Genomic DNA, 25,014 nt, shown 5'->3' with positions numbered 1-25,014 from the left:
GTCAAACTCCGGAAAGGCGCAGGGTCGGTCGTGGATCATCGGGAGTGCCCGAATCCTTGATCTCCGGGAACGGCCCGAACATCGGTGTCTCGGCGGCTGGCGGCGGGGGCGCTGCGGCCACTTCCGGTCCGGCGCTGACGTTGGCCGGGGCAGTTGCGGTGAGCGGCCGTGTGCGGGCGGGGAATTTCCGCTTCAGCCGTCGGGCCATGTAGCGCACGCGCAGCCATAGCAAAGGCCAGTGCACACGCGGCAGCCAGGAGACGGCAAGCAGCGTCGCCAGTCCGCCGCCAATTCCGATCAGGCCGGAGAGGCCGACGGGAAGTCCAAACCAGCCGGTGGGGCCGAGAACCGTCGGCATCACGACGCCCATGCCAAGATAAGAACCGGAAAACTCCGGCGCGAAGCGGGCGAGCAGCACGTTGACGACCGTCAGCCACAGGCCGACCGCGATGGCGGCGAGCACCGCGAGCTGCGTGGTGGTGCGAAGGCGCCATCCGATCAACAGTGCCGGGCCGAGGCTTGCGGCAGCGATCGACAGCGAGACTCCCGCCAGCATGGCGGCGCTGCCCAGCGCCATGCGGTTGATGCCGAGGATCGCGCCGACGACGAGGATCATGCCGAGCCGGGTGACGAAGATGCGCCGCCCTGCCGGCGCCTTCCGCTCGATCACCCCGCCATAGATATCGTGTCCCAGGGTCGTCGCGGTGGTTGCCAGCGCCATGGCGATGGTGATCAGCGCGGCGGAGAGCAGCCCGCCGATCAGCAGGACGGCCGGCATGGCGGGTAGCCCGACGCGGTCGGGAAAATTGACGACGAGGCCAAGCGGATCGATGGCGGGATCGATACCGGCCAGCCGGCCATAGACGGCATAGCTCGGCGCTGCCAGCAGGATCACTGCCGCGAAGGCCACGCCAAACAGCATGTTTCGCCGGGCGGGGGGCTTGCTCGAAGCGGTCCAGGCCGGGAAGAGCAGGGCTGGCATCACCGCCACGCCAACAATCAGCGAAACGGAGAAGGCGAGGGCGACGACATTGGGAATGCGGGTCGTCGTCGTGAGGGTTTCAGGCTCGAGCAGCCCGATCCACGGCAAGGGCAGCCAGGTCTCGCCGAGCGATACGGCGGCGACCGGAACGAGATAGGCCAGCGCGACGACCGGCCCCAGCACGGCCGCGAGCGCGATGGCCGCGCGCATGCCGCCGGCGATGCAGCCGATGGCGACCAGGCCGAGGATGATGTCTTCGGCCAATTGCGGCGACAGGCCGAGCATGCGCGAGGCAACGGTGCCGGCGAGCGAGGTTTCGGCCGCGAGCAGCGGCAGCAGGATCAGCACGACGGTGATTGCCACGAGTGTCCGCGCCGGTGCGCCATATTTCGCGCCAAATGCCTCGGCGAGCGTCGTCGCGCGCATGGCGCGCAGGGCCGGCGCGACAAGGAAGGTTGCCAGGGCGAGGCCGATCACGAAGGTGGCGATGAGGATGAGCCCGCGTATGCCGCCGAGCGCCGTCCCGACGGGGCTGGCGACGAGCACGACCGTCGACAGCGCCGTTCCGCCCAGCGCCCAGCCCAGGCTCGACGAATGGATGTTGCCGCCGCGCAGGATGTCGTTGAAATCGAGCGAGCGCATGGCGATGGCCACTATGGCGGCGATCCCCAGCGGCACGACCGGGAACAGCGCCGGCAACACCGGCCATGCCCCGAAGCGATCGAGCGCATCGACCAGCCCCAGGCTTGCCAGCACGACGACCATCGAAATGGCCGCCATGGTTCCCAGACGTACTTCTCCGACCACGAAAGCCTCGCTGTTCTGTCCCCGCCGGATCGGACAGGAGCCCACCCGCCTTGTCAATGTGCGAGGCTATCGGGAGAGGGAGGAGGACACGCTCAGGGGCGGATCAGGCGCGCGGCGGCGCGCTCGAACGTCTGGATGCCGCGCTTGAAGCCGATCAGCGGCTGCGCGATTTCGGCGACGGCATGGGCGGGGTCGGTCGCATCCATGACGACGAAATCGGCGGGGTTGCCGATGGCGATGCCATAGTCGGTGCAGCGCATCAGCCTGGCCGCGCTCGCCGTCACCATGTCGAGGCAGCAAAGCATCTCCGCTCGGCGTCCCAGTTGCGCGACATTGGCATACAGATTGGCCATGCGATTCAGCGATCCGTCGCCGAACGGCGTAAACGGGTTCAGGACGTTGTTGGTGGCGAGCGAGCAGGTGACGCCCAACTCGGCCAGACGGTGCGCTGGCGCGACGCCGCGCGGCACGCTGTGGGCGTGCTTGCGTCCCATCAGGAACAGATCGGTCGCCGGCAGCACGGTGACGGCGATACCGGAAGCCGCCAGCCGATTGCCGATGGCGGTCAGCGCCTCGGGTGGCAGGACGGAGAGCTTTGTCACATGTCCGACGGCCACGCGGCCGCTCCAGCCGGTCCTGTCCGTCGCGTCGAGAACGGCGTCGAGATGCATCCAGCTCGGATCGAGATCAAAATCGAGGTGGAAGTCGATATCGAGGTCGAAGCGCGCCGCGATCGCGAAGATGCGGTCGATATGCGCGTGCGGGTCGCTGTCGGTATAGGGGCAGCCGCCTATGAGATCGGCGCCAACTTCGCAGGCCTCGACGAGAAGTTCTTCCGTGCCGGGGTCGTTCAGCAGCCCTTCCTGCGGAAAAACGCAGAGTTCGAGATCCACCGCCCAGGCGTAGTCGCGCTTGAGGCGCTGGAGCGCCGTGAACGAGCGCAGGCCGATGCGCGGATCGATCTCGACATGGGTGCGGATGCGCATCGTGCCCTGCAGGATCGCCTTCACCAATGTGGTCTCGGCGCGGGCGTAGACGTCATCCTCGCTGAAATCGTGCTTCAGCCGCGCCACTTCGGCGATCGCCTCGGAGAGCGCTCCCTTGGCCGTGCAGCGCTCGAGAATGCAGGATTTGTCGAGGTGGATATGGCTGTCGACGAAGCCGGGCAGCACCAGCCTGCCTCCGGCCTCCACGTTCCGCGCGGCGGGGCCGAGATTGGCGCCGATAGCGGCGATGCTGCCTTCGATCACGCCGATATCGACCAGGGCCGGCCCGTATTCGGGCAGGCTGGCGTTGCGCAGGACGAGATCGAAAATCATGCGGATTCCGGGGCTTGGGATGCGACGCAGCCGAACGCGTGGCGGGATTTCACGCGTCGCGGCCGGGTCTTTCCAAGCAAGTCCCACGCCATGACGAAGCAAGCTGCGGGTGGTGTCGCGGCAGGCGGTTGCGGCGGCTCTCCCGGGCAAGGTGAGGTTGTAGGCGGTGCTGCCGCGACAGACTATGCGTTGAACCAGCGGCCGATTCGGTCAGCGCAGGGAGGCGACATGCAGATCTTCGCTTATGATCCGGCGCTGATGTTTCTGGCGCTCATGGCGCTTTACAGTCCGCTCGCGGCGCTTTCGTCCTATCTGCCGGTCGTTGGCCCCTTCGGCCCCAAGGATCAGCTCCGCCTGGCTGTGGGGCTGACCGTCAATGTCGCGATCTTCGTGCTCGCGGCCATCTGGATCGGCGAACCCCTGCTGCGCCTGCTCGGCATCACGACGGCGGCGCTGTCGGTAACGGGTGGCATCGCGCTTCTCTATGCTGGCGTTCCGATGATGCGCGGTGTGGACGAAGTCGTGCTGGAGCAGGTCGCGGCCGAAACGCCGGATGTGGCCGAGGTGTCGGAGAGCTGGCGCTCGGTCCTGTTTACGCCTTTGACCTTTCCGCTGACGGTCGGCGGAACGACCTTTGGCCTCATCGTCGCCTTCGCCTCGCGTTCGAACGGCCTTGCCGACGAATTGCGGTTCACGCTTGCCGGCCTGGCCTATGCCGTCGTGACCGGCGTCACGCTTTACATGGCCGGGCATCTGCATCGTCGTGTTTCGCCGCGGATGCGGATGATCTTGTCGCGTGTCGCCGGCATCCTGTTGACGGCGATTGCCGTGACCCTGCTTGCCACGGGTGGCACGCAACTGGTCGTCGCCACGCTTCGAGATCTGCGCGTTCTCTGAGCGGCGCAGGCGCCTCCGGACGGACCGAAGGGCGACAGCCCGCCAACCACTATCCAAGGTTGCTCTGCGCGGCGCAGCGTCCATGGCGCGAATTCAATATGACGTAGACGTAAAGCGGCGTTACAATGGTACCATCAGACTAGACTTGGGATTCCTCGCTCATGTCTCACCTTCGGGAAGCAGGCATAAGGAATCTCGGGCTATCGGGATTTTGTGGAGGGGGATGCGATGGCGTCGTCGACGACTGGCAAGTTGTCTCTCGGGGCGTTGACCGCGATGGTCGTCGGCTCGATGGTTGGAGCGGGCATCTTCAACCTGCCCGGAAGGTTCGGAACGGCCACGGGGCCGTTCGGCGCCATCATCGCCTGGCTGATCGCCGGTACCGGCATGTACATGCTGGCCCGCGTGTTCCAGGCGCTGGCCGAGAAGCGGCCCGATATCGACTCCGGTGTGTTCGCCTATGCCAAGGCCGGTTTCGGCGATTACATGGGCTTCCTGTCCGCCTTCGGTTACTGGCTCGGCAGCTGCCTCGGTAACGTCTTCTACTGGGTGCTGATCGGCTCGACGCTCGGCCGCTTCTTCCCGGAGATCTTCGGTGACGGCAGCTCGCCGACTGCGATCATCGTTTCGCTCGCCGGCATCTGGCTGTTCCACTTCATGATCCTGCGCGGCGTCGAGCAGGCAGCCTTCATCAACACGATCGTGACCATCGCGAAGATCGTGCCGATCCTCGTCGCGATCCTCCTCTTCATCTTCGCCTTCAACTATCACCAGTTCTCCGAGAACTTCTTCGGCGGTGTCGGCATGCCGGAGAAGACGCTGGTCGCGCAGGTGCGCGACACGATGCTGATCACGGTGTTCGTCTTCCTCGGCATCGAAGGCGCGAGCGTCTATTCGCGCTTCGCCAAGACCCGCGCCGATGTCGGCACCGCGACGATCCTGGGCTTTGTCGGCGTGACCGGCCTGATGGTCGCCATCACGCTGTTGCCCTACGCGACTGCGCCGCGCGCGGCGATCGCCGGCGTCACCAACCCGTCGCTGGCCGGTGTGCTCGAACTGGTGGTCGGCCATTGGGGCGCGGTGTTCATCTCGATCGGCGTGCTGATCTCTGTGCTCGGCGCCTATCTCGCCTGGTCGCTGATCTGCGCCGAAGTACTGTTCGCCGCCGCCAAGTCGAAGGACATGCCGAAACTGTTCGCGGCCCAGAACGGCAACCGCGTTCCTGCCAACGCGCTGTGGCTGACCAACATCGTCGTGTCGCTGTTCGTCATCTCGACCTACTGGTCGCGCGATGCCTTCAACTTCATGCTCGACATGACCAGCGTCACGGCGCTGCTGCCCTATCTGCTGGTTGCGGGCTATGGCGTGCTGCTCGCCCGTCGCGGCGAGGGCTACGAGGCGACCCCCAACGAGCGCCGTCGCGACCAGATCTTCGCCTGGATCGCCGTGTTCTACACGCTGGTCATGTTCGTGGCCGCTGGCCTCAAATATGTGCTCCTCGTTGCCGTCCTCTTCGTGCCGGGCACTATTCTCTACGTCTGGGCCCGCCGCGAGCAGAAGGCCCAGCTGTTCACGTCCACCGAACTCATCGTTTTCGCCGTCACGCTGGTCGCTGGCCTCATCGGAGCCTACGGCCTGCTGAGCGGCGCCATTACACCTTGAACGAAAAGGCAGTCACATCATGGCAACTGACATCCCGTTCGGCGTCCACTCCGAAGTCGGCCAGCTCCGCAAGGTCCTGGTCTGCGCTCCTGGCCGCGCGCATCAGCGCCTGACGCCGAGCAATTGCGACGATCTGCTGTTCGACGACGTGCTCTGGGTCGAGAACGCCAAGCGCGACCATTTCGACTTCATGACCAAGATGCGCGATCGCGGCATCGAAGTGATCGAAATGCACAATGCGCTCGCCGAGACGGTCGCGATCCCCGAGGCGAAGGCGTGGATTCTCGACCACCAGATCATTCCGAACCAGGTCGGCCTCGGACTGGTCAACGAAGTGCGCTCCTATCTCGACGGGCTGGCGCCGCGCGCGCTGGCCGAAACGCTGATCGGCGGCCTTTCCACCGAGGAGTTTCCCGAGACGCTGGGCGGCGAGATGCTGGCGCTCGTGCGCGACGCGGCCGGCGTCAACGAATATCTGCTGCCGCCGCTGCCGAACACGCTCTATACCCGCGACACCACCTGCTGGATCTATGGCGGCGTCACGCTGAACCCGCTCTATTGGCCGGCACGGCATGAGGAGACGATCCTCACCACCGCGATCTACAAGTTCCATCCGGACTTCGCCGGCAAGGTCAATGTCTGGTACGGCGATCCCACGAAGGATCATGGCCTTGCGACGCTCGAAGGCGGCGACGTCATGCCGATCGGCAAGGGCAACGTCCTGATCGGCATGAGCGAGCGCACCTCGCGCCAGGCGATCAGCCAGGTCGCGCAGGCCCTCTTCGACAAGGGAGCCGCCGAGCGTGTCATCGTGGCCGCCATGCCGAAGCTGCGCGCCGCCATGCATCTCGACACGGTGTTCACCTTCGCCGATCGCGATTGCGTGCTGCTCTATCCCGATATCGTCAACGGCATCGAGGCCTTCTCGTATCGTCCGGACGGCAAGGGCGGCGTCGAACTGCACAAGGACAAGGGCACCTTCGTCGAGACCGTGCGCGATGCGCTCGGCCTCAAGAAGATGCGCGTCGTGGAGACCGGCGGCAACGCCTACATGCGCGAGCGCACGCAATGGGATTCGGGCGCGAACCTCGTCTGCGCCTCGCCCGGCGTCGTCTACGCCTATGACCGCAACACCTACACCAACACGCTGCTGCGCAAGGAAGGCATCGAGGTCATCACCATCACCGGCGCCGAGCTCGGCCGTGGCCGTGGCGGCGGTCACTGCATGACCTGCCCGATCTCGCGCGACGCGGTCGATTACTAGACGAACCCAAAGTCGCCCCGCATTCGGATGTTCCGATGCTATGCCCGTCCCCATGCGGGGGCGGGTTTTTTGTGGCCGGGACGAAATGCCGCTCGCGGTTGCGCCAAATGCAGTTGTCGCGCATGGATGGTGGCGGGTGATTTGGGCGATCCGCGCGGAACAGACGCTGCGCGTCGGGCATGAAAATCACGCTTGAAAAACGGAAGATATCGAAACGATGGGACGCTGGTTTCTGCGGAATTTGAAACGGGCGGTCGTCCTCGTCGCCGTCATCGCCCTGACGCTGCTGGCCGCGCGCATCTACAATACGGTGGGTGGCCCGCCGCTGGAACCTTGGCACACCCACGTTCCCCACGAACTGACGGTCAAGCAGTTCGATCGGGCGAGTTGGGCCGATTCCATGAAGGCCGAGGGGGCAATCTTTGACGACGTCCGCAGCCAGGTCTCGGAGAAGCTCGCCCCGGACGAGCAGGTGCCCTTCAATCGCTATTTCGAAGGCAGCCCGGTCTATCCCGGCCATTTCAAGCAGGACTGGAACCGTTCCTACATCTTGCAGCCGGACGGCGTGCCGGTCGGGGCCGCTGTGTTCCTGCATGGCCTGACGGATTCGCCCTACAGCCTGCGCCATATCGCCGAGCGCTATCGCGAACGGGGGTTCGTTTCGGTGGTCATCCGCCTGCCGGGCCATGGCACCGTGCCGGCGGGCCTGACCGATGTCCATTGGGAAGACTGGATGGCGGCGACGCGACTGGCTGCCCGCGAGGCGCGGCGCCTCGCCGGGCCGGCAACGCCGCTGCACATGATCGGCTTCTCGAATGGCGGCGCGCTGGCGCTGATGTATGCCCTCGACGCCATCGAGGATAAATCGTTGGCGCGGCCGGACAAGCTGGTGCTGATCTCTCCGATGGTCGGGGTCACGCGCTTTGCCCGCTTCGCCGGTCTGGCCGGCCTGCCGGCAATCTTCCCCGCCTTCGCCAAGTCGGCCTGGCTTGGGATCGTGCCGGAATTCAATCCGTTCAAGTACAACTCATTCCCGGTCAATGGCGCGCGCCAGTCCTATGAGCTGACGGATGTCCTGCAGCGGCGCATCTCCACCTTCGCCCGCGAAGGCCGTCTCGCTACGCTGGCACCCATTCTGACCTTCCAGTCGGTGATTGATTTCACGGTGAGCACGCGAGCCGTCATCACCGCGCTCTACGATCACCTGCCGGCGAACGGCAGCGAACTGGTTCTGTTTGACATCAATCGCAATGCCAAGCTTGGCCCGTTGCTGAGTGCGTCCACGGATACGGTGCTGGCGCGCATCCTGCCGCCGGCGGAGCGGCGCTTTCGGACGACGGTGATCGCCAATATTTCGCCGGCCGCCGGCGAGGTCGAGGCAAGGACCGTCGAGCCCGGCCAGACCGTCGAACAGAAGCGAAGCCTCGGGCTGTACTATCCAACGGACGTCTATTCGCTTTCGCATGTGGCATTGCCGTTTCCAACCAGCGACGGCCTTTACGGCACAAATCCAGACCCGAAAGACGATTTCGGTATCAATCTGGGAGCGATTGCCTTGCGTGGCGAGCGGGGGGCGCTGATCGTCAGCCTCGATACGCTGATGCGGATATCGTCGAACCCGTTCTACCCCTACCTGATCGAGCGGATCGAAGGCCTGATGGCGCCCGTGTCGACTTCGCAAACCGCGCCGACACCGTAGCGTCGGCGCATGGACACCGTCAGGAGGCGGATGGCCGATGGTCAGCCGCCTCGCTGATCCTTTCAGTTGCCAGGCTTGTTACGAATGGCGGCGTCGATCTGCTTTTTCACGGCATCAAGATTGAAGGACGCCGGATCCTGCATGGGCGGATAGTCGATGGCTGTCATCGCAAGCTTGGCCACCACGTCCTGTACGCTCACGAAACGCCAGAACTCGCGCGCGTAGAAGTCGTTCATGTAGCCGCCCCCCAGGTCGTTGAGGCTCTGTCCGCCAATCGACGGCGTGCGTTCGAACGGGTCCTGGCGAATATTGACCATGATCGGCATATCCGTCGTCACCTTGGCTCCCGGCCAACCGCCCGGCTGCTGGTAGAACTGGTATTTGAAGTTGTCGATGCGAACGGCACCGAGTTGCGGCCCGCCAAAATAGAAGAACTCGTGCCGCGCGGACGGCCCGTTCCCAAGGAGGAGATCCGTCTGGTTATATCCGTCGAGATGGTTCTTATAGGTCCGGTCGCCGAGCTGTACGCCCTTCAGCAACTGGTTGGTGATGTCGGTATTGCCAGCCGACGCCAGCAGCGTCGGGAACCAGTCGAGCGCCGAGAAGATGCCGTTTTCGACGGTGCCTGGCTTCACTTTCCCCGGCCAGCGAATGATAGCCGGAGCCCGGAAGCCACCTTCCATGACGGTGCCCTTGGTGCCCTTGAACGGGGTCATGCCGCCATCAGGCCAGGTGAACACCTCGGCGCCGTTGTCCGTGGTGAAAACGACGATGGTGTTGTCGGTCTCTCCGGCTGCGTCGATGCATTTCAGGATTGAACCGACGCTGTCGTCGAGTTGCGCCATGCCGGCTTCTTCAAGGCCATAATTGGTGTCTGCGTTCATGAGGGCCTGATATTTCGGCGACAGGAAGGTCCATACATGCATGCGGGTCGTATTGTGCCAGACGAAGAAAGGTTTCTCCTCTGTCTTCGCCTTGTCCATGAAGTCGCATGACGCTTTCACCAGCACCTCATCGAAGGTACCCATCTCGTATTTCGCCTTCGGCATGATGTCGTGCATGTTTGGCACGTTGGTCATGTCGGGATACGGCGCCAGTGGCCCCTCGTCGACGATCCGTTGCTTGCCGATCTTGCCCCAACGCGGCATTTCAGTGGTGTCGTCGGTCTCTGTCGCGAAGCTATGGACCAGATTTCGGGGCCCGACCTTGTCGCGGTACGACTGGTCATTCGGGAACGAGTACCAGTAGGGATCCGACATGGCGTCGAGGTGGTACAGATATCCGAAGAATTCATCGAAGCCATGCAAGGTGGGCAGGAATTTGTTGAGGTCGCCGAGGTGGTTCTTTCCAAACTGCCCGGTCGCATAGCCCTGCGCCTTGAGCGCGGAGGCAATCGTCGCGGCCTTGTCCGGCATGCCGACATCGGCGCCCGCCTGGCCGACCGTCGTCAGGCCCGTGCGGAGCGGAATCTCGCCCGTGATGAACGCGGCGCGACCGGCCGTGCAACTCGCCTCGGCATAATAGTCGGTGAACATCATGCCTTCCGACGCCAGCCGGTCGAGGTTCGGCGTCTTCCCGGACATGATCCCGCGGTGGTAGGCGCCAATGTTGAACCAGCCGACGTCGTCGCCCATGATGACGACGATATTCGGCTTTGCTTCCTGCGCCAGCGCGGGCCCATGTAAAGCAGCATAGACAGTAGACGCTAGCAATCCGATGCAAATTTTTCGCAAGGCACTCATATTTTCATCTCCAGAAACGTTTGAGTGTGCACGATTCCTGCGCATTTGAAGAAATGTGAAACTCAGCGCAATATTGATGAATGTGATGGTGTCGCTTTTCTTGCGGCGTGGGATATTACCACTCGACGAGATTATTTTGATCATAAAGTCGTGTTCAGCCACCTGACATTCCGCTAGGGCATGCCGGGGCGACGCTGGCGGTAAAAGCTGAGAGCCGCGAAGAGTGTGTTGCTCACAAGGGCGAGGATGAGGCAGCGGGGCGTGTTACGCCCTCGCAATGGCCGGTAGCTATTCAGGCCGGCGTCAATCCTGTCGCCACGCTTTGTAGGTAGCCCGTCGGCGTGTGCTTTGCAGAAAGCTGCGGCCAGTCGATCAATGTCCGCGCTGCGGCTCATACCGCATCAGCAGATAGTCGCCGTCTGGGCTATCTCCGCGGCCTGCTATTTGCCAACCATTGCGATGATAGAATGAGACAGCCTGCTCGTTCCTCTCCAGGCATTTCAGGGAGCCTGTTCCCCGAAAGGTACCTTGGGCAGCTTTGAGCAAGGCCTGGCCTATTCTGTGGCCCTGGGCCTCCGGTTCAACGAACAGGCTATGCAGGAAATCATCGGCGAGGTAGATCGCCGCAAAGCCGAGAAGCCGCCCGTTTTCCTCGGCAACCAGTATTTCCTCATCCTCCGTCACGACGTCAAAGTCCTCGAGCCGCCATTCCCGATCGTCCAGCCAAAGCCAGTTTGCTCGACGCGTCGCCAGGAATAGGGCCCGCAGGGATGGACGGTCCGCTTCCTCAAATCGACGGATTTGCACCATCGTCCGATTGGCTGAAAAACGGTTGTTCAAACTTGTCTCGACGTTCTGGGGAACCGGTTGGGGCAGAGTTTGAGCCCAAATCCCAACGACTGCGCCCCTGGGCTAGCCGGCGGGGCCAAGCATGGGACGACTCTGCGCCGTCGCCGGTGGGCTGCCGACGACGCAGAGCTAGATTGCGGGGTGGATTGAAAACGGCTCAATCCACCCGTCATGCTGAGACTAAATGGATCGTTTCGTTCTAGCGGTGCCAGCCGCCGGAATGGAATTCCCAACCGTTTCCACGGACGACCCAGCCCGGCTGACGGAAGTGCCAGCCCGGGCGGTTGCGCTCCCAGCGGCCGCCGACCCAGACGTAATTCCGGCGCTGATGGCTCCAGACCCAATGGCCGGGAACCCAGACATAGCCACGGCGCGGCGGCGGCCGGCGCTCATGGCGCGAGCGCGGCGGGGCGCGGTTCGGGCGGTTGTTGTTATTGTTGGGGCGGTGGTTGTTGTTGCCTGGACGATTGTCCGGGCGCCCTTGCGCTTCGGCATCGACGGGCGCGACCACGGCGGCAACCGGGATCAGGACGCTTGCGGCCAGCAGGCTGCGGAGCAGGGAGCGTCGAGACAGCATTTTTATGGATCCTTTTTGCTTTGGTGGTTCACGTCGTGGGGGCCGTGCCGTGGGATAGAGGTCGGCCGCACGCCGTGCGACTCAACCGCCTCGTTAACACGTCAGGCCAAGATAGCGAGCCGATACAGGCAGGCGAGGGGCCAAAAGTCCCAAAGCGAGGCTTCACGTCCCGAATTCGCGCGGTTGGTCGGCCGGCGATGGCGCTTCGGGGCGCCGCCCGGCCTTATCCGTAGGTATCGACCCTCGTCAGCGGAGGAAGAAGCCGATGACGAAGGCGTTGGCGATGTCGATGAAGAAGGCTGATACCAGCGGCAGGATAATGAACGCCATCGGCGCCGCGCCATGCACCTTGGTGACGGCCGTCATGTTGGCGATTGCCGTTGGCGTCGCGCCGAGGCTGATGCCGCTGAAGCCGGCCGAGATCACCGCCGCCTCATAGTTGCGCCCCATCGCCGGGAAGACGACGAACAGCATGTAGAGCACGGCGGCAATCGTCTGGATGCCGAGAACCAGGACCAGCGACGGGCCGAGGTCGCCAAGCGTCCAGAGCTGCATGCTCATCAGCGACATGGCGAGGAAGACATTCAGCGAAAGGTCGGAAATCACCGCCAGGGAGCGGGTGCGGGTCGGCCAGTTGAGCTGGGGCAGTACGCGCGGGATGGTGTTGGTCAAGACGATCGCCACCAGCAGGCAGGCGACGAACAGCGGCAGGCGAATGCCCAGTTTTTCGAAGATCTCGTCGAGCGTGAAGCCGATCAGCACGGCCACGTTCAACACCAGGATGGTGCGCAGCAGGCTGATATGGCTGAGGTCGTCGGCGTCGGATCCTTCGGTGCTCTTCGGCAGGCCGACCATCGGCTTGCTACCGGTCGGGCCGCTCAAATTGTAGCGGGCGATCAGTAGCTTCGCCACGGGGCCGCCGACGAGGCTGGCGACAACGAGGCCAAGCGTCGCCGAGGCGATGCCGACTTCCATGGCGCTCTGCAGGTCGAACTGGTTGGCGATGATCGGCGCCCAGGCGATCGTCGTGCCATGGCCGCCGATCAGCGACGCCGAGCCGAGCAGGACGGTGATGCCTTCCGGCAATCCGAGGACGGCGACGCTGCCGGCGGCGATCAGGTTCTGGATGACCAGGAAGACCAGCGTCAGCGACAGCAGCACCAGCAGCGGCTTGCCGCCGGAGAGCAGGTCATCCAGCTTGGCATTGAGGCCGATGCCGGTGAAGAAATAGAGCAGCAGCATGTCGCGGGCCGCGAGGTCGAAAGAGATGCTCATATCGAAGACGCGGTAGGCGATCAGCGTGACGAGAGCCGCCAACAGGCCGCCCGTCACCGCTTCCGGGATATTCCAGCGCCGCAGCGGCGCGATCCAGCGGTTGAGACCGGTACCGACGAAGAAAACGACGATGGCGATCGTCAGGCTGAGAAATCCGGGAACGGAAACGGTCGTCACTGTGGCCGGTACCTTTTTACTGCGTCATGCGGGCTTAGGATCGTTCGCTGGCGAGCGCCGGGACGATCGCGGCGGAAGCCGGCCAGAATCATAATTGCCGGCGCGACCGCCGCGCCCACGATAGCAACCATGACGCGATGGAAATAGTATGCCTGCCATGCGGCACGCTGGCCGGCGTCTATCCTCGCTCGCCCCCCTCCGGCGGATGCGCGTCCTTTCGCGAAGGAGCCGCGACGGCAGGGCCGAACGTTCCATCGCGGAAGGCTACGCGGCGTTATTGATCTGCATCATTTGTCACCTACAAGCGGGGAGGGTACAATTCGCCGGCCGCACTGTCTCGTCGGCACCTGCCAAGGGGGACGCATGATTCGTGCTCTGCAATCGACGACGGAAGCGCATACCGGGACATCTGCCGCGTTGATCAAGCCCTCTGAATTCAGCACGAAAACTCTGCCCATTCGCCACCAGTTCGAGGCGTGGCGCCACCTGATGTCGCCGGCGATCGACTTCGATATTCCAGGCGGCCGCGAAAAGGGCTTTGCCGCGGAGCAGACCGTCTGGGACGTCGGCGGATTCGCGCTGACCCGCGCGAAAATGCCTGGCGATGGCCAAATGCGGTTCTGGCAGCACATCAAGAAGGATCCGCTCGATCACTGGTGTTTCGTGTTGGTGAATGACAGCACGGGAACGCCGATAGGCGGTCCGAGCTCCCGCCAGCTGTTTTTTCGCTCGCTTGGCCAGAGATTCGAGGGCTCGGCCAACGATACAAGCGTGCTCAGTCTCTATGCGCCGCGCGAGATGTTCGGCGACGGACTCAGCAGCATTGACGGGGTGTCCGACTCCGTCTCCAACAACGGCATCGGCGCGCTGTTGGGTGACTACTTCACCAGTCTCGAGGCGAGACTGCCCGGGATTGCCGTTGCGGATTTGCCCAAGGTCGTCGAGGCAACGCGCTCGATGATCGCCGCTTGCATCCGACCGAACGCCGAACGTTTGGAAGTCGCCCAGGACGCGATCGCCGCGACGCTGATGGAGCGGGCCCGCACCATCATCCGGCAGAACCTGCGCTCGGTCACGTTTGGCCCGGACAAGCTCGGCCAGACGCTCGGCGTTTCCCGCTCGCGACTGTACCGCATGTTCGAGCCTTTCGGCGGCGTTGCCCGTTATGTGCATCGCCAACGGCTGCTCGCGGCGCATGCGGCGCTCTCCGACGTGACCGACAAGCGCCCAATCATCCAGATCGCCGAGGGCTTCGGTTTCAGCGATGCCTCCGGCTTCAGCCGTTCCTTCAAGCAGGAATTCGGACATAGCCCGAGCGAAGCGCGCCTTGCCGCCGCGGTGGGCCGGCCGATCCCATCCAGAATCGTGCCTATTTTCAGTCCCGCTGCCTCGGATTTCGGGGATGTTCTCCGGCGGCTCTGCGCATGATGGCGCGCCGCGTTTCGCCAGTCGTCGGCGCGGCGCGACGACGCGGCCGCACGGGGCGTTTGGGATGCGACGTACAGGGTTGGGATGCCTCGCTCATCCCTTCGAATTGGCAAGCCGCTAGATTTCCCGAAATGCCTGGTCTGCACCGGGCGACGGGCGCGAGTTCTCAAGGGCCGGTTGTGCCGACAAGGGTCAGTTCAACCTTGACTGCCTGCGGGTCCGGCCTCAGACAAGCGTTAGTTCTGCGCCAGATGGCGTGTTGGTCGCGGGGGGACTGGTTGTCGATTGGGACGCCTTTCCTCGCGCATTTTTTCTTAGGGGTATTTCGTGACGAAACCGGCCGATAGTCGGAAGAGCACGCGCGGTCTGGTGCGCGTCGCGGCTCTTCTCCTTGCCGCGGCGCCGATCCTGGCTGCCTGCCAGAGAGAGACCGAAGCGGAGGCGCCGGAAGTGCGCCCCGTCCGAACCGTCCTCGCCACGCGCGAAAAGACCGGCGAGAAGGTTGTTCTCACCGGTCAGATCGAGGCCCAGAACGAAGCGGCCATGGCGTTCCGCATCGGCGGCCGCATGATCGAGCGGCCGGTCAATGTCGGCGACCGTGTCGAGGCCGGCCAGCTTCTCGCCAGGCTGGATCCCGTCAACGAGTTGAACGCGCTGCGTTCGGCGCAGGCCGCGAATGTCGCTGCCGAGGGCCAGTTGGTCCAGGCGCGCAACGCCTATGGCCGGCAGGAACATCTGCTGCGCAACGGCTTTACCACCCGCGCCAATTACGATCAGGCTCAGCAGGCGCTGCAGACCGCGCAGGCGCAGGTCGACAATACCGAGGCCCAGCTTGAGATCGCGACCGATCGCGTCGCCTTCACGGAATTGAAGGCCGACGTCTCGGGCACGATCACCGCCCGCGGCGCCGAGCCCGGCGAAGTGGTTCAGGCCGGGCAGATGATCGTCCAGCTCGCTCGCCAGGATGGCCGCGACGCCGTCTTCGACGTGCCGGCGCAGTTGCTGCGCACCGCCCCCAGCGATCCGGTGGTCAGCGTTCGCCTGACCGACGATCCGTCGGTCACCGCCGTGGGCCGCGTCCGCGAAATCGCGCCGCAGGCCGATGCGCAGACCCGGAACTTCCCCGTCCGCGTCGGTCTGGACAACCCGCCGGCCGGTCTCCGCCTCGGCTCGACGGTCACCGGCACGATGGTCATGGACTCGGTTCCGGTGATCGCCATTCCGGCGACCGCGCTGACGACCTCCGAGCAGAACCCGGCCGTCTGGATCGTCGATCCGGTCGCCTCGACCGTCTCGCTGCGCAATATCGAGATCGTCCGCCACGACCCGGCGACGGTTGTCGTATCCACCGGCCTGGAGACAGGTGACATCGTCGTCACCGCCGGTGTTCAGGCGCTTCATCCGGGCCAGAAGGTCCGTCTGCTCGGGGCCGCCAAATGAGCGGCCTCAACCTCTCTGCCTGGTCTCTCAACCATCGCTCGTTCATCGTCTACTGGATGATCGCGGTGATGGTTGCGGGCATCGCATCCTTCATAAGCCTTGGCCGCAACGAAGATCCGCCGATCACCATCAAGACGATGATCGTGCATGCCGTCTGGCCCGGCGCGACGATCGACGACACGCTCAACCAGGTCACCGAGCGGCTCGAACGCAAGATCCAGGAAATTCCCGAGGTCGATGACGTTCGCTCGTCGACCAGCGCCGGCAGCACGACGCTGTTCGTCAACCTGCGCCAGGAAGTGACGTCGGCCGAGGTTCCCGATGTCTGGTACGAGGTTCGCAAGGGCATGGGCGACATCCGCCAGACGCTGCCCAGCGGCGTGCTCGGCCCGTTCTTCAATGACTCGTTCGGCGATACGTTCGGTACCATTTACGGCTTCACCGCCGACGGTTTCACCCATCGCGAACTGCGCGATTATGTCGAGGCCGCCCGTTCGCGGCTGCTGCAGGTGCCGGATGTCTCGCAGATCGAGATCATCGGCGCGCAGGACGAGAAGATCTATGTCGAGTTCTCGACCAAGCAGCTCGCAGGGATGGGCATCGACCGCACGGCGCTGCTGAATGCGCTCCGGGCGCAGAACGTTGTCAGTCCGGCAGGCGTGCTCGAGACGGGTGAAGAACGCATCTCGATGCGGGTTTCCGGCGCGTTCGAGAGCGAGCAGGACCTGCTTGGCCTCAACGTCGTCGCCAATGGACGGTTGATCCGCCTGCGCGACATCGCCGAAATCCGTCGCGGCTATTCGAGCCCGCCGCAGCCGCAATTCCGTGTCGACGGCAAGCCGGCGATCGGTCTCGGCATCGCCATGCGCGAAGGCGGCGACATCCTCGCCCTCGGCAACAACCTCCGAAGCGCGATGGCGGAGATCACCGCCAACCTTCCGCTCGGCGTCCAGCCGACGCTGGTGGCCGATCAGGCCGTCGTCGTCGACGAGGCTATCGGCGATTTCACCACCTCGCTCTGGCAGGCGATCGCCATCATCGCGGTGGTGAGCTTCGTCAGCCTCGGCATTCGCGCCGGCACGGTGGTGGCGCTGGCGATCCCGATTTCGCTGGCGATGGTGTTCGCCGTCATGAACATCGTCGGCATCGACCTGCAGCGCATCTCGCTCGGCGCGCTGATCATCGCGCTCAGCCTTCTGGTCGATGACGCGATGACGACCGTCGACTCGATGACATCGAGACTGGCCGCAGGAGAGAGCAAGGAAGACGCGGCGGCCAATACGTTCAAGACGCTGGCGCTCGCCATGCTGACGGGTACGCTCGTCACGGCGGCCGGCTTCGTGCCGATCGGTTTCGCCCAGAGCTCTGCCGGCGAATACACCTTCTCGATCTTCGCCGTCGTCGGCATCGCGCTGGTCGTGTCCTGGCTCGGCGCGGTGATCTTCTCGCCGCTGATCGGCGCCGTGCTGCTCAAGGCGCCGAAGGACAAGCCCGATCCGAACAAGGTCAGCATCATCGTGCGGGTTTTCCGCACGATCCTGCTTACCGCGATGCGGATGCGCTGGATCACGATCGGTTTGACGATCGCGGCCTTTGTCGGCGCGCTGCTGCTGATGCCGCATGTGCCGCGACAGTTCTTCCCGGCCTCGGACCGTACCGAGTTGATGGTCGACCTGCGCCTGCCGCAGAACGCGTCGATCTATCAGAGCGGCGACGTCTCGGCCCGGTTCGACGACATCATGCGCGACGACCCCGATGTCGAGCGCTGGAGCACCTATATCGGTCGCGGCGCGATCCGCTTCTACCTGCCGCTCAATGTCGAGCTGCCGAACGAGTTCTTCGCCCAGGCGGTCGTGATCGCCAAGGACGTCGATGCCAGGCTTCGGCTGGAAAAGCGTCTCGAGACCAAGCTCGCGGAACAGTTCCCGGATTCGGTATCGCGCGTCGCACCGCTTGAACTTGGGCCGCCGGTCGGCTGGCCGGTGCAGTATCGCGTCAGCGGTCCGGATGTCGATCAGGTGCGGGAAATCTCCATGCGCCTGGCCCAGATCGTCTCCGCCAACCCGGACACCAAGCGCGTCAACTTCGACTGGATGGAGCCGGCGCGCATGGTGCGCGTCAAGATCGACCAGGACCAGGCGCGCCTTCTCGGGCTTAGCTCGCAGGCGCTGGCCTCGGCGCTCAACGCCGTCGTGACCGGAACCACGGTGACGCAGGTTCGCGACGATATCTATCTGGTCGATGTCATCGCGCGGGCAACCGACGAACAGCGTGTGTCGCTCGCCAACCTGCAGACGCTGCAGGTGCCGCTGCCCAATGGCCGCACCGTACCGCTGAGCCAGTTCGCGACCTTCGACTTCGGCCAGGAGTATCCGCTGATCTGGCGTCGCGACCGCGTGCCGACTCTCACGGTACAGTCCGACGTTCGCGCCGGCGGTTCGCCGGAGGCGGTGGTGGCCGAGCTGACGGATTCGGTCGAAGCGCTGCGGGCCACTTTGCCGGCGGGCTACAACATTGCCGTCGGCGGCGTCGTCGAGGAAAGCGCCCAGTCGCTGCAATCCGTGATGGCGGTCGTGCCGATTATGCTGTTCCTGATGGTGTCGTTCCTTATGGCGCAGCTGCAAAGCTTCGGCAGGCTCCTGATCGTGCTCTGCGTCGTGCCGATGGGCCTGATCGGTGTGGTGGGCGCGTTGTTCCTGTTCAACCGGCCGCTTGGCTTCGTCGCCATTCTCGGCATCCTCTCCCTGCTCGGCCTGATCGCGAAGAATGCCGTGATCCTGATCGAGCAGATCGAGGCGGAGCGGAAGCGCGGTCTGCCGATCTGGGATGCCGTGGTCGAGGCGACGGTGTCGCGTTTCCGGCCGATCATGCTGACGGCGATTTCGACCGTTCTCGGCATGATCCCGATCGCGGCGACGATCTTCTGGGGCCCGATGGCGTTTGCCATCATGGGCGGCCTGCTCGTCGCGACGATCCTGACGCTGGTGTTCCTGCCGACGCTTTACGTGACCTTCTATCGCGGCAAGGAGGGCGCGCCGGCTCCAACTGCTCCCGCCGCTCCGCTGGCTGCAGCGAAGGCCTGAGTTCCTGCCGGCGCCTTCGGGCGCCGGCAGTTCTGTTTGCTGGCGCCGGCTATCTGTCGGAAGCTTGCTGAACGAAAAAGGCCGCGGTTCTCCGCGGCCTTTTTTCGTTTTGTGCGCGTTGATGCGGTTAGGGAAAAACTTCGGCTGCGGCGGTGGATCTCCCTGAGGAGACCTTTGCAGAGCCCCGCCCTCAACATCCTGAGGAGGCCCTCAGGGCCGTCTCGAAGGACGCAGAGCCGTCGCGCAAACCCAAGCAGATCCTGCCCTTCCGTCGTGCGTCCTTCGAGACGGCTTTCTTCGAAAGCCTCCTCAGGATGTTGGACATGGGGTGCTGCAGAACTGCCTTTCGGCGTTCCGCGCCAAAAACGACGCCCGCTATTTCCGGGCGGCGCTTTCAAAAATCAGGATAGGGGCCGACAGTACCGCGCCCGCTGCCGAACCGAGCACCTGGCCGGCGCCCAGCGTCGTCGTTCCCAACGTGGTTGGGCCGCCGAGGCTTGAATCGCTAACCGACTGGCCCTGGATCAACCGGTCGCCCATCAGCTGCACGACCTCGGGGCTGGTAGCGAACTTGCTGTGATTGAGGCGGTCGCCGTTCTGCAGCGCCGTCAGGTCGAGGATGGTGATACCGGTCGATGTCTCCATCTGCGACAGATACGGCTCCCGGGTGATGTCGACCGCGCCGAGACGCGTCATCCGGCCCGAAAGCAGCCTTGACAGGCGAAGCGCCCGATCGTTCTGCGAGACGAACAGGGTGATGTGCGGCCGCTTCGGCCCCATCTCCAGCACCTGCTTGCGGAAGACATCGATGTCGAGATCGGGCGAGGCAAGGATGAGGTTCGATACCTTGGCCGGGACGCGGCCTTCCTGCAGCGCGATCTGGCGCAGCGCCTCGACGGCGAGCCAGCCGCCCATCGAGTGGGCCATGATGGTGACGTCGGAGACGGCAGGGCTGCTGGCGGCGGCGCGGATGACGGCTGCCAGCTCGCTGCGCGAATAATTGGCGCTCTCGCGGTCGTAATTATAGTCGAATACGCTGCCACGCGACGGCCATGAGAACAGGATCGGCGCCACATTGGCGTCGGTGTCATGGACGATCTGAGCAAAGCGGAAGACGCTGTCGGCGAATTGCGTGTTAAAGCCATGCACGAAGATCAGCACCCGGCGCTTCTTGCCGGAGGTTCGCTTGAACCAGTCCTTCGCCTCGCCGACCTGCATTGGCGTCACCTGGGTGGTGACGAAATCGCGGGCGGGGTCGCCGGGTACTCGGCTCGGCCACTGGATCGAGCCGACCGCGCGCTTGTCGGGGATAGAGACGACGATGTTGCTCAGTGTCAGATCGGGTCCGCGCTCGCCGTTGAAATAGACGCCTGGCGCCTCGGCCGGGGCGCGCGTGGTGGCGACCAGCAGGTCGACCTTTTGCGCGACAGCCGCATTCGCCTTGACGGGCGTCAGCACGCCCTGCGGCCGCGAGGCGCACGCGGAAAGTCCAAGCGCCAATCCGAGGATCAGGACGGCCCTGGAAAAAAGACAGGCAACTGACGACACACGACCCCCGCAACACAGTCTGATCAGAGAGCGCCTTGCTGGACGTTCCGACGTTACTGTTACACGGCGCGTCGAGTGGGGAGAAGCGGGCGCGGGTACCATGCGGCCATTGATCGGCCTTGCGGCGGGCATGACCGAATTTTGCCGGGGTTCGTGGCGGATTTGCCATCGAGGATTGCGCGAGGGAGGCGGTTCCATCGCGACGAAAAAAGCGCGCGGCCCTGGAGCCGCGCGCTGAAGAGTTTTGCCGAAGGGTTCGCGTCTGCCCGATCAGGGCGCAGCGGCCAGGGTCAGCTGCGTCACGCCGACGGCGATATTGATGCCGATCTCGCCCTCGACGGAAACCGGCTGCAGTGCAAAGGCATTGCCCGAGCCTCCGACCAGCGCATTGGCGCCGAGGCCGGGGCCGAAGGCGGCGTCAGCGCTGGCACCGACATACTTGCCGGCAAGCGCGCCAACCGGCGGCGCATTGTTGGTCTGGGTGATAACGCCCCAAATCAGATGACCCTGCTCGATGCCGCCAAGCGCGACGCCGAAGGTTTCGATCTTGCCGGTGTAGCCGGTGGTCGGTCCTGCATCCTGTGCCGGCTTGAACTGGCAGGTCATGGTCTGCTTTTCGACCAGGATCAGGCCGACGCCGCCGGACACATCGCAGGTGAGCGTGCCGACTTTGGTTTCGGACTGCGCCATGGTGGCGGGGGCAAACAGCAGCGACGCGGCAATGGCGAGGCCACCGGCGGGCAAAATGGTGCGGAAGGCAAGGAACGACATGGAAAAGCCTTTGCTAAACGATGGGGTCAATGCAGAGCCGCGACTAGAAATGGACGCCGAGGCTGGTGAATACGCCTTGCTGGGTCATGTCGTAGACGAAGCCGTCTTTCTCGTAATCCGTGTAGAGTACCCGGTATCCGAGCGCGGTCGAGATCGTCTTCGTCCAGTTGTAGCCGACGGCGGCAAAACCCTGAGCCGTGAGATTCGAACCGACGTCGAAGCCGCCGACATCGGCGAGCGCGTTGAGGAACCAGCGCTCGTTGAAATCATAGTGCATGGTGACGCCGACGGTCGGGTCGATCCACTGCTTGGTCCGGTCCTCGTCGAAGGAGAAGGCCGGGTCGGCGGCGTCGAAATCGAGCGACACGTTGAGGCGCTGATAGCGGAAACCGGCCGTCGCACTCACATCGAGATTGGGGATGTTGAGCGGGATCTTGTAGCCGACGATTGCCGAGGCCGTCAGTTGCTTCTGGACGAAGTCGAGATGAGCGCCCCGATCTCCGACCGAGTCATTCTGCCCGACCTCGGTCCACATCAGGTCGGTGGCGATCATCCAGTCGCCATATTCGGCGATGAACGACCCCATCACGGCGCCCTTGAGTTCCTCGATCGCTTCCCACGGCGTGACGTTGACGTTCTGGGGCGGCAGGCCGAGGACGCCGGCATCGCCGCTGACGCCCGCGGCCCAGCCATAAATGGTGGCCTGGAAGCGCCAATCCTGCGTCGGAGCCACGGGCTCGACTGGCACCGGCGCCAGATCCGCAGCAAGGGCCGGAGTGGCTATCGCTGCCAGCACCAGCGGGACATACAGGCAGGATGCTCTCATTTTCCCCTCGTCTTCGTTCTCTACGGAAACAGGCGCAACATCTTTGGTCGCCCGAGACTTCGCTCGAAGGATCCAATCATGCCTGTTTCGCTAACCCCACAGCATCGATCCAGTCAGAATCACTCCTGAATTCAAACGACGCGACTATTCTTATTAACACAGGTTTACCTTGTGAAGACGGCATCGATTGCCGTTTCGGAAAGGCCGATGAAGACGGTCGGATTTCATGTTAGCGTTGCAGGGAAGACAACATTTCGCGGGATGGCGAGCCTTGGTCCGTCGAAGGCTGCTGCGGGAGTGCGCCACGTGCAGCCTGGTCGACGAGGTCTAGAGGGCGTCACGACGAAGGGCCGCGAGCAGGGGCGCGGCGCGGGCCGCTCTATGAGGCTCTGCCGGGGGCATGGATGAATTCGATCGCGGTTAGTCTCGTTGCCTTCGTGGCGATCTTCGGTGGTGTCTTGTGTGGTCTCACAGCTTCGCGGTTGTTGCCGGAGCACCATCTCGGCGCCGAAACGCGCAACGCCGTCGGCGTTTCCATGGCGGTTGTGGGAACCATGTCCGCGCTGGTGATCGGTCTCCTCATATCGACCGCCAGCACGTCCTTTTCCGCCCGCACCAATGCCATCGGCAATCTGTCCGTCGATATCGTTCGCCTGAACCGCTCGCTGGTCCGCTATGGGCCGGACGCCAGCGGCATACGAGACACGATTCGCACCTATGCGCAGGCCAAGGTTGGCGAATTGTCGGCCGGTGTCGATCGGCACGAGATGGGAATGCAGACGTTGGAAATGCTGGAAAGGGTCAGCGATCAGATATTTGACCTTCGTCCGACGACCGACCGGGAACGCCAGATCCAGGCGCAGGCCGTGCAGCTCGTCAACGAAATTCAGGATGCGCGTTGGCTGCTGATCGAGCGGGACACGAGCGCCGTGCCGGGGCCGTTTCTGGTTCTTCTGATCTTCTGGCTGTCCATCCTGTTTGCCAGCTTCGGCCTGTTCGCGCCGCGCAATGTCACGGCAATTCTGGCGCTTTTCCTCTGTTCTGTCGCCGTCGCCGGCGGAATTTTCATGATTCTCGAGTTGGCGTTGCCATCGGAGGGGGTCGTCACGCCCTCGCTTGAGCCGATGCGCGCCGCCATCGCCGAACTCGGTCGCCCCTGATGCGGAATGAAATCGTTGGATCCGCCGGCATTGGGGCGAGGGCGTAGCGCATCGGAGCGGAGGAGCTTCCGCCGGAGGCCATGGCGTCACGCATCCGTCGTGTTTCGTCATGCAGTCCGGTTCGGCTGCCAAAATTTGTTGGTGGTCATCCAAGTTGGAGGTGTTGGTTCAAATCCTGTTGATGAGCGCCCTCGATCTGCCGTTCCCGATATAGCTGGCCAATTACGGGGCATCTTTGCGGATTGACAGCGCCATGCGTTCCCCGCAATCTCATTAGGCCATCAACGATATCCGCGTGCCGGTGCAGGGAAAGCTATCGGCTCGGTGAAACTTCGGGGATGGGCGTCGACAACGAACACGTGTTTTCTCTCTCTCCAGGGGTCGGTTTCATCATGTCCAGTTGGTCTCGTCGTCTCGTCGCGTTGTGCGGCGCCTCCGTTATCGCGCTTGCCAGCCAGGCGGCGCTTGCCAAAGACGTCAACGTCGCGGCGATCTCCGGCTATTTCTCCCAGGGCTTTGGCGTCGCCATCGTCGAGGGCTTGAAGAAGGCCGAGAAGGACCTCGGCGTGAAGGTCAAGCTGGTCGACACCGGCAACCGCGCTCTCGACTATGAAGAGCAGTTCAACAATCTCGCCAAGGGCGGCGAGTACGACATCGTCTTCGTCATGGGCTGGGAGCTCGTCGACGCGCTGCAGAAGACGGCTGAAGCTTATCCGAACACCAAGTTTGTGTTCATCGATGGCGTTCTCGATTCCAAGCATGTCGTCTATGCCAACTTCGCCCAGAACGAGGGCTCGTTCCTCGCCGGCGCTCTCGCCGGTCTGATGGCCGAAAAGGGCAGCGACATCGACGGTCTCGGCGACGGCAAGGCGATCGGCTTCGTCGGCGGCCGCGACATCCCCGTCATCCGCGATTTCATGGTCGGCTATGAGCAGGGCGCCAAGACCGCGGCTCCCGACGTTCGCCTCGACGCCGTCTTCGCCGGCACGTTCGACGATCCGGCCAAGGGCAGCGAGCTGACCATGGCGCTCTATGGCCAGGGTTCGGACATCGTCTACAACGTCGCCGGCCCGACGGGCGAAGGCGTGTTGCAGGCAAGTGCCGCCGCCGGCAAGTACTCGATCGGCGTCGACGTCAACCAGTGCAACGTCGCCCCGGGCCATGTCATGGCCTCGATGCTGAAGAACGCCAACGTCGCCGTATTCGACCTCGTCAAGGACGTCGTCGACGGCAAGACGCTCGAGCCCGGCAGCGTCCATACGGCAAACCTGAAGACCGGTGGCGTCGAGCTGCTGCTCTGCCCCGATGTCGCCGACAAGATCCCGGCTGACGTCAAGGCGAAGCTGGAAGAGCTGAAGGCCGACATCGCCTCCGGCAAGATCAAGGTCGCGACCACCACTCAGTAAGGCGCGTTCCGCCTGGACGCGGCCCTCTCTTTTCGAGGGGAGGGCCGCTGCCGGCGAAACTGGCTTCGGCTTGAGGGTTGCGGTGACGGAACGGACGCATGC

At 63.9% G+C, this 25,014-nt stretch carries 18 protein-coding genes; 9 read left to right on the top strand and 9 right to left on the bottom strand.

The genetic code is table 11. The annotated features are described in order from the left end of the window. Position 1 precedes the first annotated feature (1 nt). Positions 2–1,789: a sodium:solute symporter family transporter gene (locus tag OSH12_RS18645; RefSeq protein WP_266345114.1), complete on the bottom strand. Its 1,788-nt coding sequence runs from the start codon at positions 1,787–1,789 to the stop codon at positions 2–4. A gap of 92 nt (positions 1,790–1,881) precedes the next feature. After that, positions 1,882–3,108, bottom strand: coding sequence for an amidohydrolase family protein (locus OSH12_RS18640; protein ID WP_266345113.1), 1,227 nt, complete (start codon positions 3,106–3,108; stop codon positions 1,882–1,884). A 228-nt stretch (positions 3,109–3,336) separates the two neighbouring features. On the opposite strand from OSH12_RS18640, the gene OSH12_RS18635 reads away from it, so the two are divergent. The 4 genes from OSH12_RS18635 to OSH12_RS18620 all read left to right on the top strand — a co-directional run bounded on the left by OSH12_RS18635 (position 3,337) and on the right by OSH12_RS18620 (position 8,630). Then, positions 3,337–4,005 (top strand): MarC family protein, encoded by a 669-nt coding sequence (locus OSH12_RS18635; protein ID WP_266345112.1) that lies wholly within the window; start codon positions 3,337–3,339, stop codon positions 4,003–4,005. Between the two features lie 228 nt (positions 4,006–4,233). After that, positions 4,234–5,667, top strand: a complete 1,434-nt coding sequence (locus OSH12_RS18630) for a basic amino acid/polyamine antiporter (RefSeq protein WP_266345111.1) — start codon at positions 4,234–4,236, stop codon at positions 5,665–5,667. Between the two features lie 19 nt (positions 5,668–5,686). Next, on the top strand, positions 5,687–6,931 hold the full coding sequence (gene arcA / locus OSH12_RS18625; protein ID WP_266345110.1) for an arginine deiminase: 1,245 nt from the start codon (positions 5,687–5,689) through the stop codon (positions 6,929–6,931). 217 nt (positions 6,932–7,148) lie between these two features. Next, on the top strand, positions 7,149–8,630 hold the full coding sequence (locus OSH12_RS18620; RefSeq protein ID WP_266345109.1) for an alpha/beta hydrolase: 1,482 nt from the start codon (positions 7,149–7,151) through the stop codon (positions 8,628–8,630). Between the two features lie 62 nt (positions 8,631–8,692). Here the strand turns inward: OSH12_RS18620 and OSH12_RS18615 are convergent, their stop codons facing one another. The 4 genes from OSH12_RS18615 to gltS all read right to left on the bottom strand — a co-directional run bounded on the left by OSH12_RS18615 (position 8,693) and on the right by gltS (position 13,250). Then, positions 8,693–10,372, bottom strand: coding sequence for an arylsulfatase (locus OSH12_RS18615; RefSeq protein ID WP_266345322.1), 1,680 nt, complete (start codon positions 10,370–10,372; stop codon positions 8,693–8,695). A 372-nt stretch (positions 10,373–10,744) separates the two neighbouring features. Then, positions 10,745–11,212 carry a GNAT family N-acetyltransferase gene (locus tag OSH12_RS18610; protein WP_266345108.1) on the bottom strand — a complete coding sequence of 156 codons (468 nt, stop codon included), beginning with the start codon at positions 11,210–11,212 and terminating at the stop codon, positions 10,745–10,747. Positions 11,213–11,420: 208 nt separating this feature from the next. Beyond that, entirely contained in the window at positions 11,421–11,798 is a 378-nt protein-coding gene (locus OSH12_RS18605) for a hypothetical protein (RefSeq protein WP_266345106.1), read from the bottom strand. Positions 11,799–12,044: 246 nt separating this feature from the next. After that, entirely contained in the window at positions 12,045–13,250 is a 1,206-nt protein-coding gene (gltS, locus tag OSH12_RS18600) for a sodium/glutamate symporter (RefSeq protein WP_266345105.1), read from the bottom strand. A 363-nt stretch (positions 13,251–13,613) separates the two neighbouring features. Between gltS and OSH12_RS18595 the strand changes: the two genes are divergently transcribed. From OSH12_RS18595 to OSH12_RS18585, 3 genes are all read left to right on the top strand, one after another. Continuing rightward, the gene (locus OSH12_RS18595; RefSeq protein ID WP_266345104.1) at positions 13,614–14,678 is read left to right on the top strand and encodes a helix-turn-helix domain-containing protein; all 1,065 of its coding nucleotides are present in this window, start codon (positions 13,614–13,616) and stop codon (positions 14,676–14,678) included. Positions 14,679–15,005: 327 nt separating this feature from the next. Next, positions 15,006–16,118 (top strand): efflux RND transporter periplasmic adaptor subunit, encoded by a 1,113-nt coding sequence (locus tag OSH12_RS18590; protein WP_266345103.1) that lies wholly within the window; start codon positions 15,006–15,008, stop codon positions 16,116–16,118. Continuing rightward, a complete protein-coding gene (locus OSH12_RS18585; protein ID WP_266345102.1) occupies positions 16,115–19,201 on the top strand; it encodes an efflux RND transporter permease subunit in 3,087 nt (1,028 codons plus the stop codon). Before OSH12_RS18590 ends, OSH12_RS18585 begins: the two co-directional genes overlap by 4 nt. 375 nt (positions 19,202–19,576) lie before the next feature. Here OSH12_RS18585 and OSH12_RS18580 read toward each other — a convergent pair whose 3' ends face one another. The 3 genes from OSH12_RS18580 to OSH12_RS18570 form a co-directional block, all read right to left on the bottom strand. Next, positions 19,577–20,659 (bottom strand): alpha/beta hydrolase, encoded by a 1,083-nt coding sequence (locus tag OSH12_RS18580; protein WP_266345100.1) that lies wholly within the window; start codon positions 20,657–20,659, stop codon positions 19,577–19,579. Positions 20,660–21,019: 360 nt separating this feature from the next. Continuing rightward, positions 21,020–21,520 carry a DUF992 domain-containing protein gene (locus tag OSH12_RS18575; RefSeq protein ID WP_266345099.1) on the bottom strand — a complete coding sequence of 167 codons (501 nt, stop codon included), beginning with the start codon at positions 21,518–21,520 and terminating at the stop codon, positions 21,020–21,022. A 43-nt stretch (positions 21,521–21,563) separates the two neighbouring features. Beyond that, positions 21,564–22,346, bottom strand: a complete 783-nt coding sequence (locus OSH12_RS18570) for a hypothetical protein (protein ID WP_266345098.1) — start codon at positions 22,344–22,346, stop codon at positions 21,564–21,566. Between the two features lie 404 nt (positions 22,347–22,750). Between OSH12_RS18570 and OSH12_RS18565 the strand changes: the two genes are divergently transcribed. Next, on the top strand, positions 22,751–23,506 hold the full coding sequence (locus OSH12_RS18565; RefSeq protein WP_266345097.1) for a bestrophin-like domain: 756 nt from the start codon (positions 22,751–22,753) through the stop codon (positions 23,504–23,506). Positions 23,507–23,898: 392 nt separating this feature from the next. Then, positions 23,899–24,912 (top strand): BMP family lipoprotein, encoded by a 1,014-nt coding sequence (locus tag OSH12_RS18560; RefSeq protein WP_266345096.1) that lies wholly within the window; start codon positions 23,899–23,901, stop codon positions 24,910–24,912. The last annotated feature ends 102 nt before the right edge of the window (positions 24,913–25,014 follow it).

Source organism: Kaistia terrae (genome assembly GCF_026344005.1).
Taxonomy (GTDB): domain Bacteria; phylum Pseudomonadota; class Alphaproteobacteria; order Rhizobiales; family Kaistiaceae; genus Kaistia; species Kaistia terrae.
This window is presented reverse-complemented; position numbering and strand designations above follow the sequence as displayed.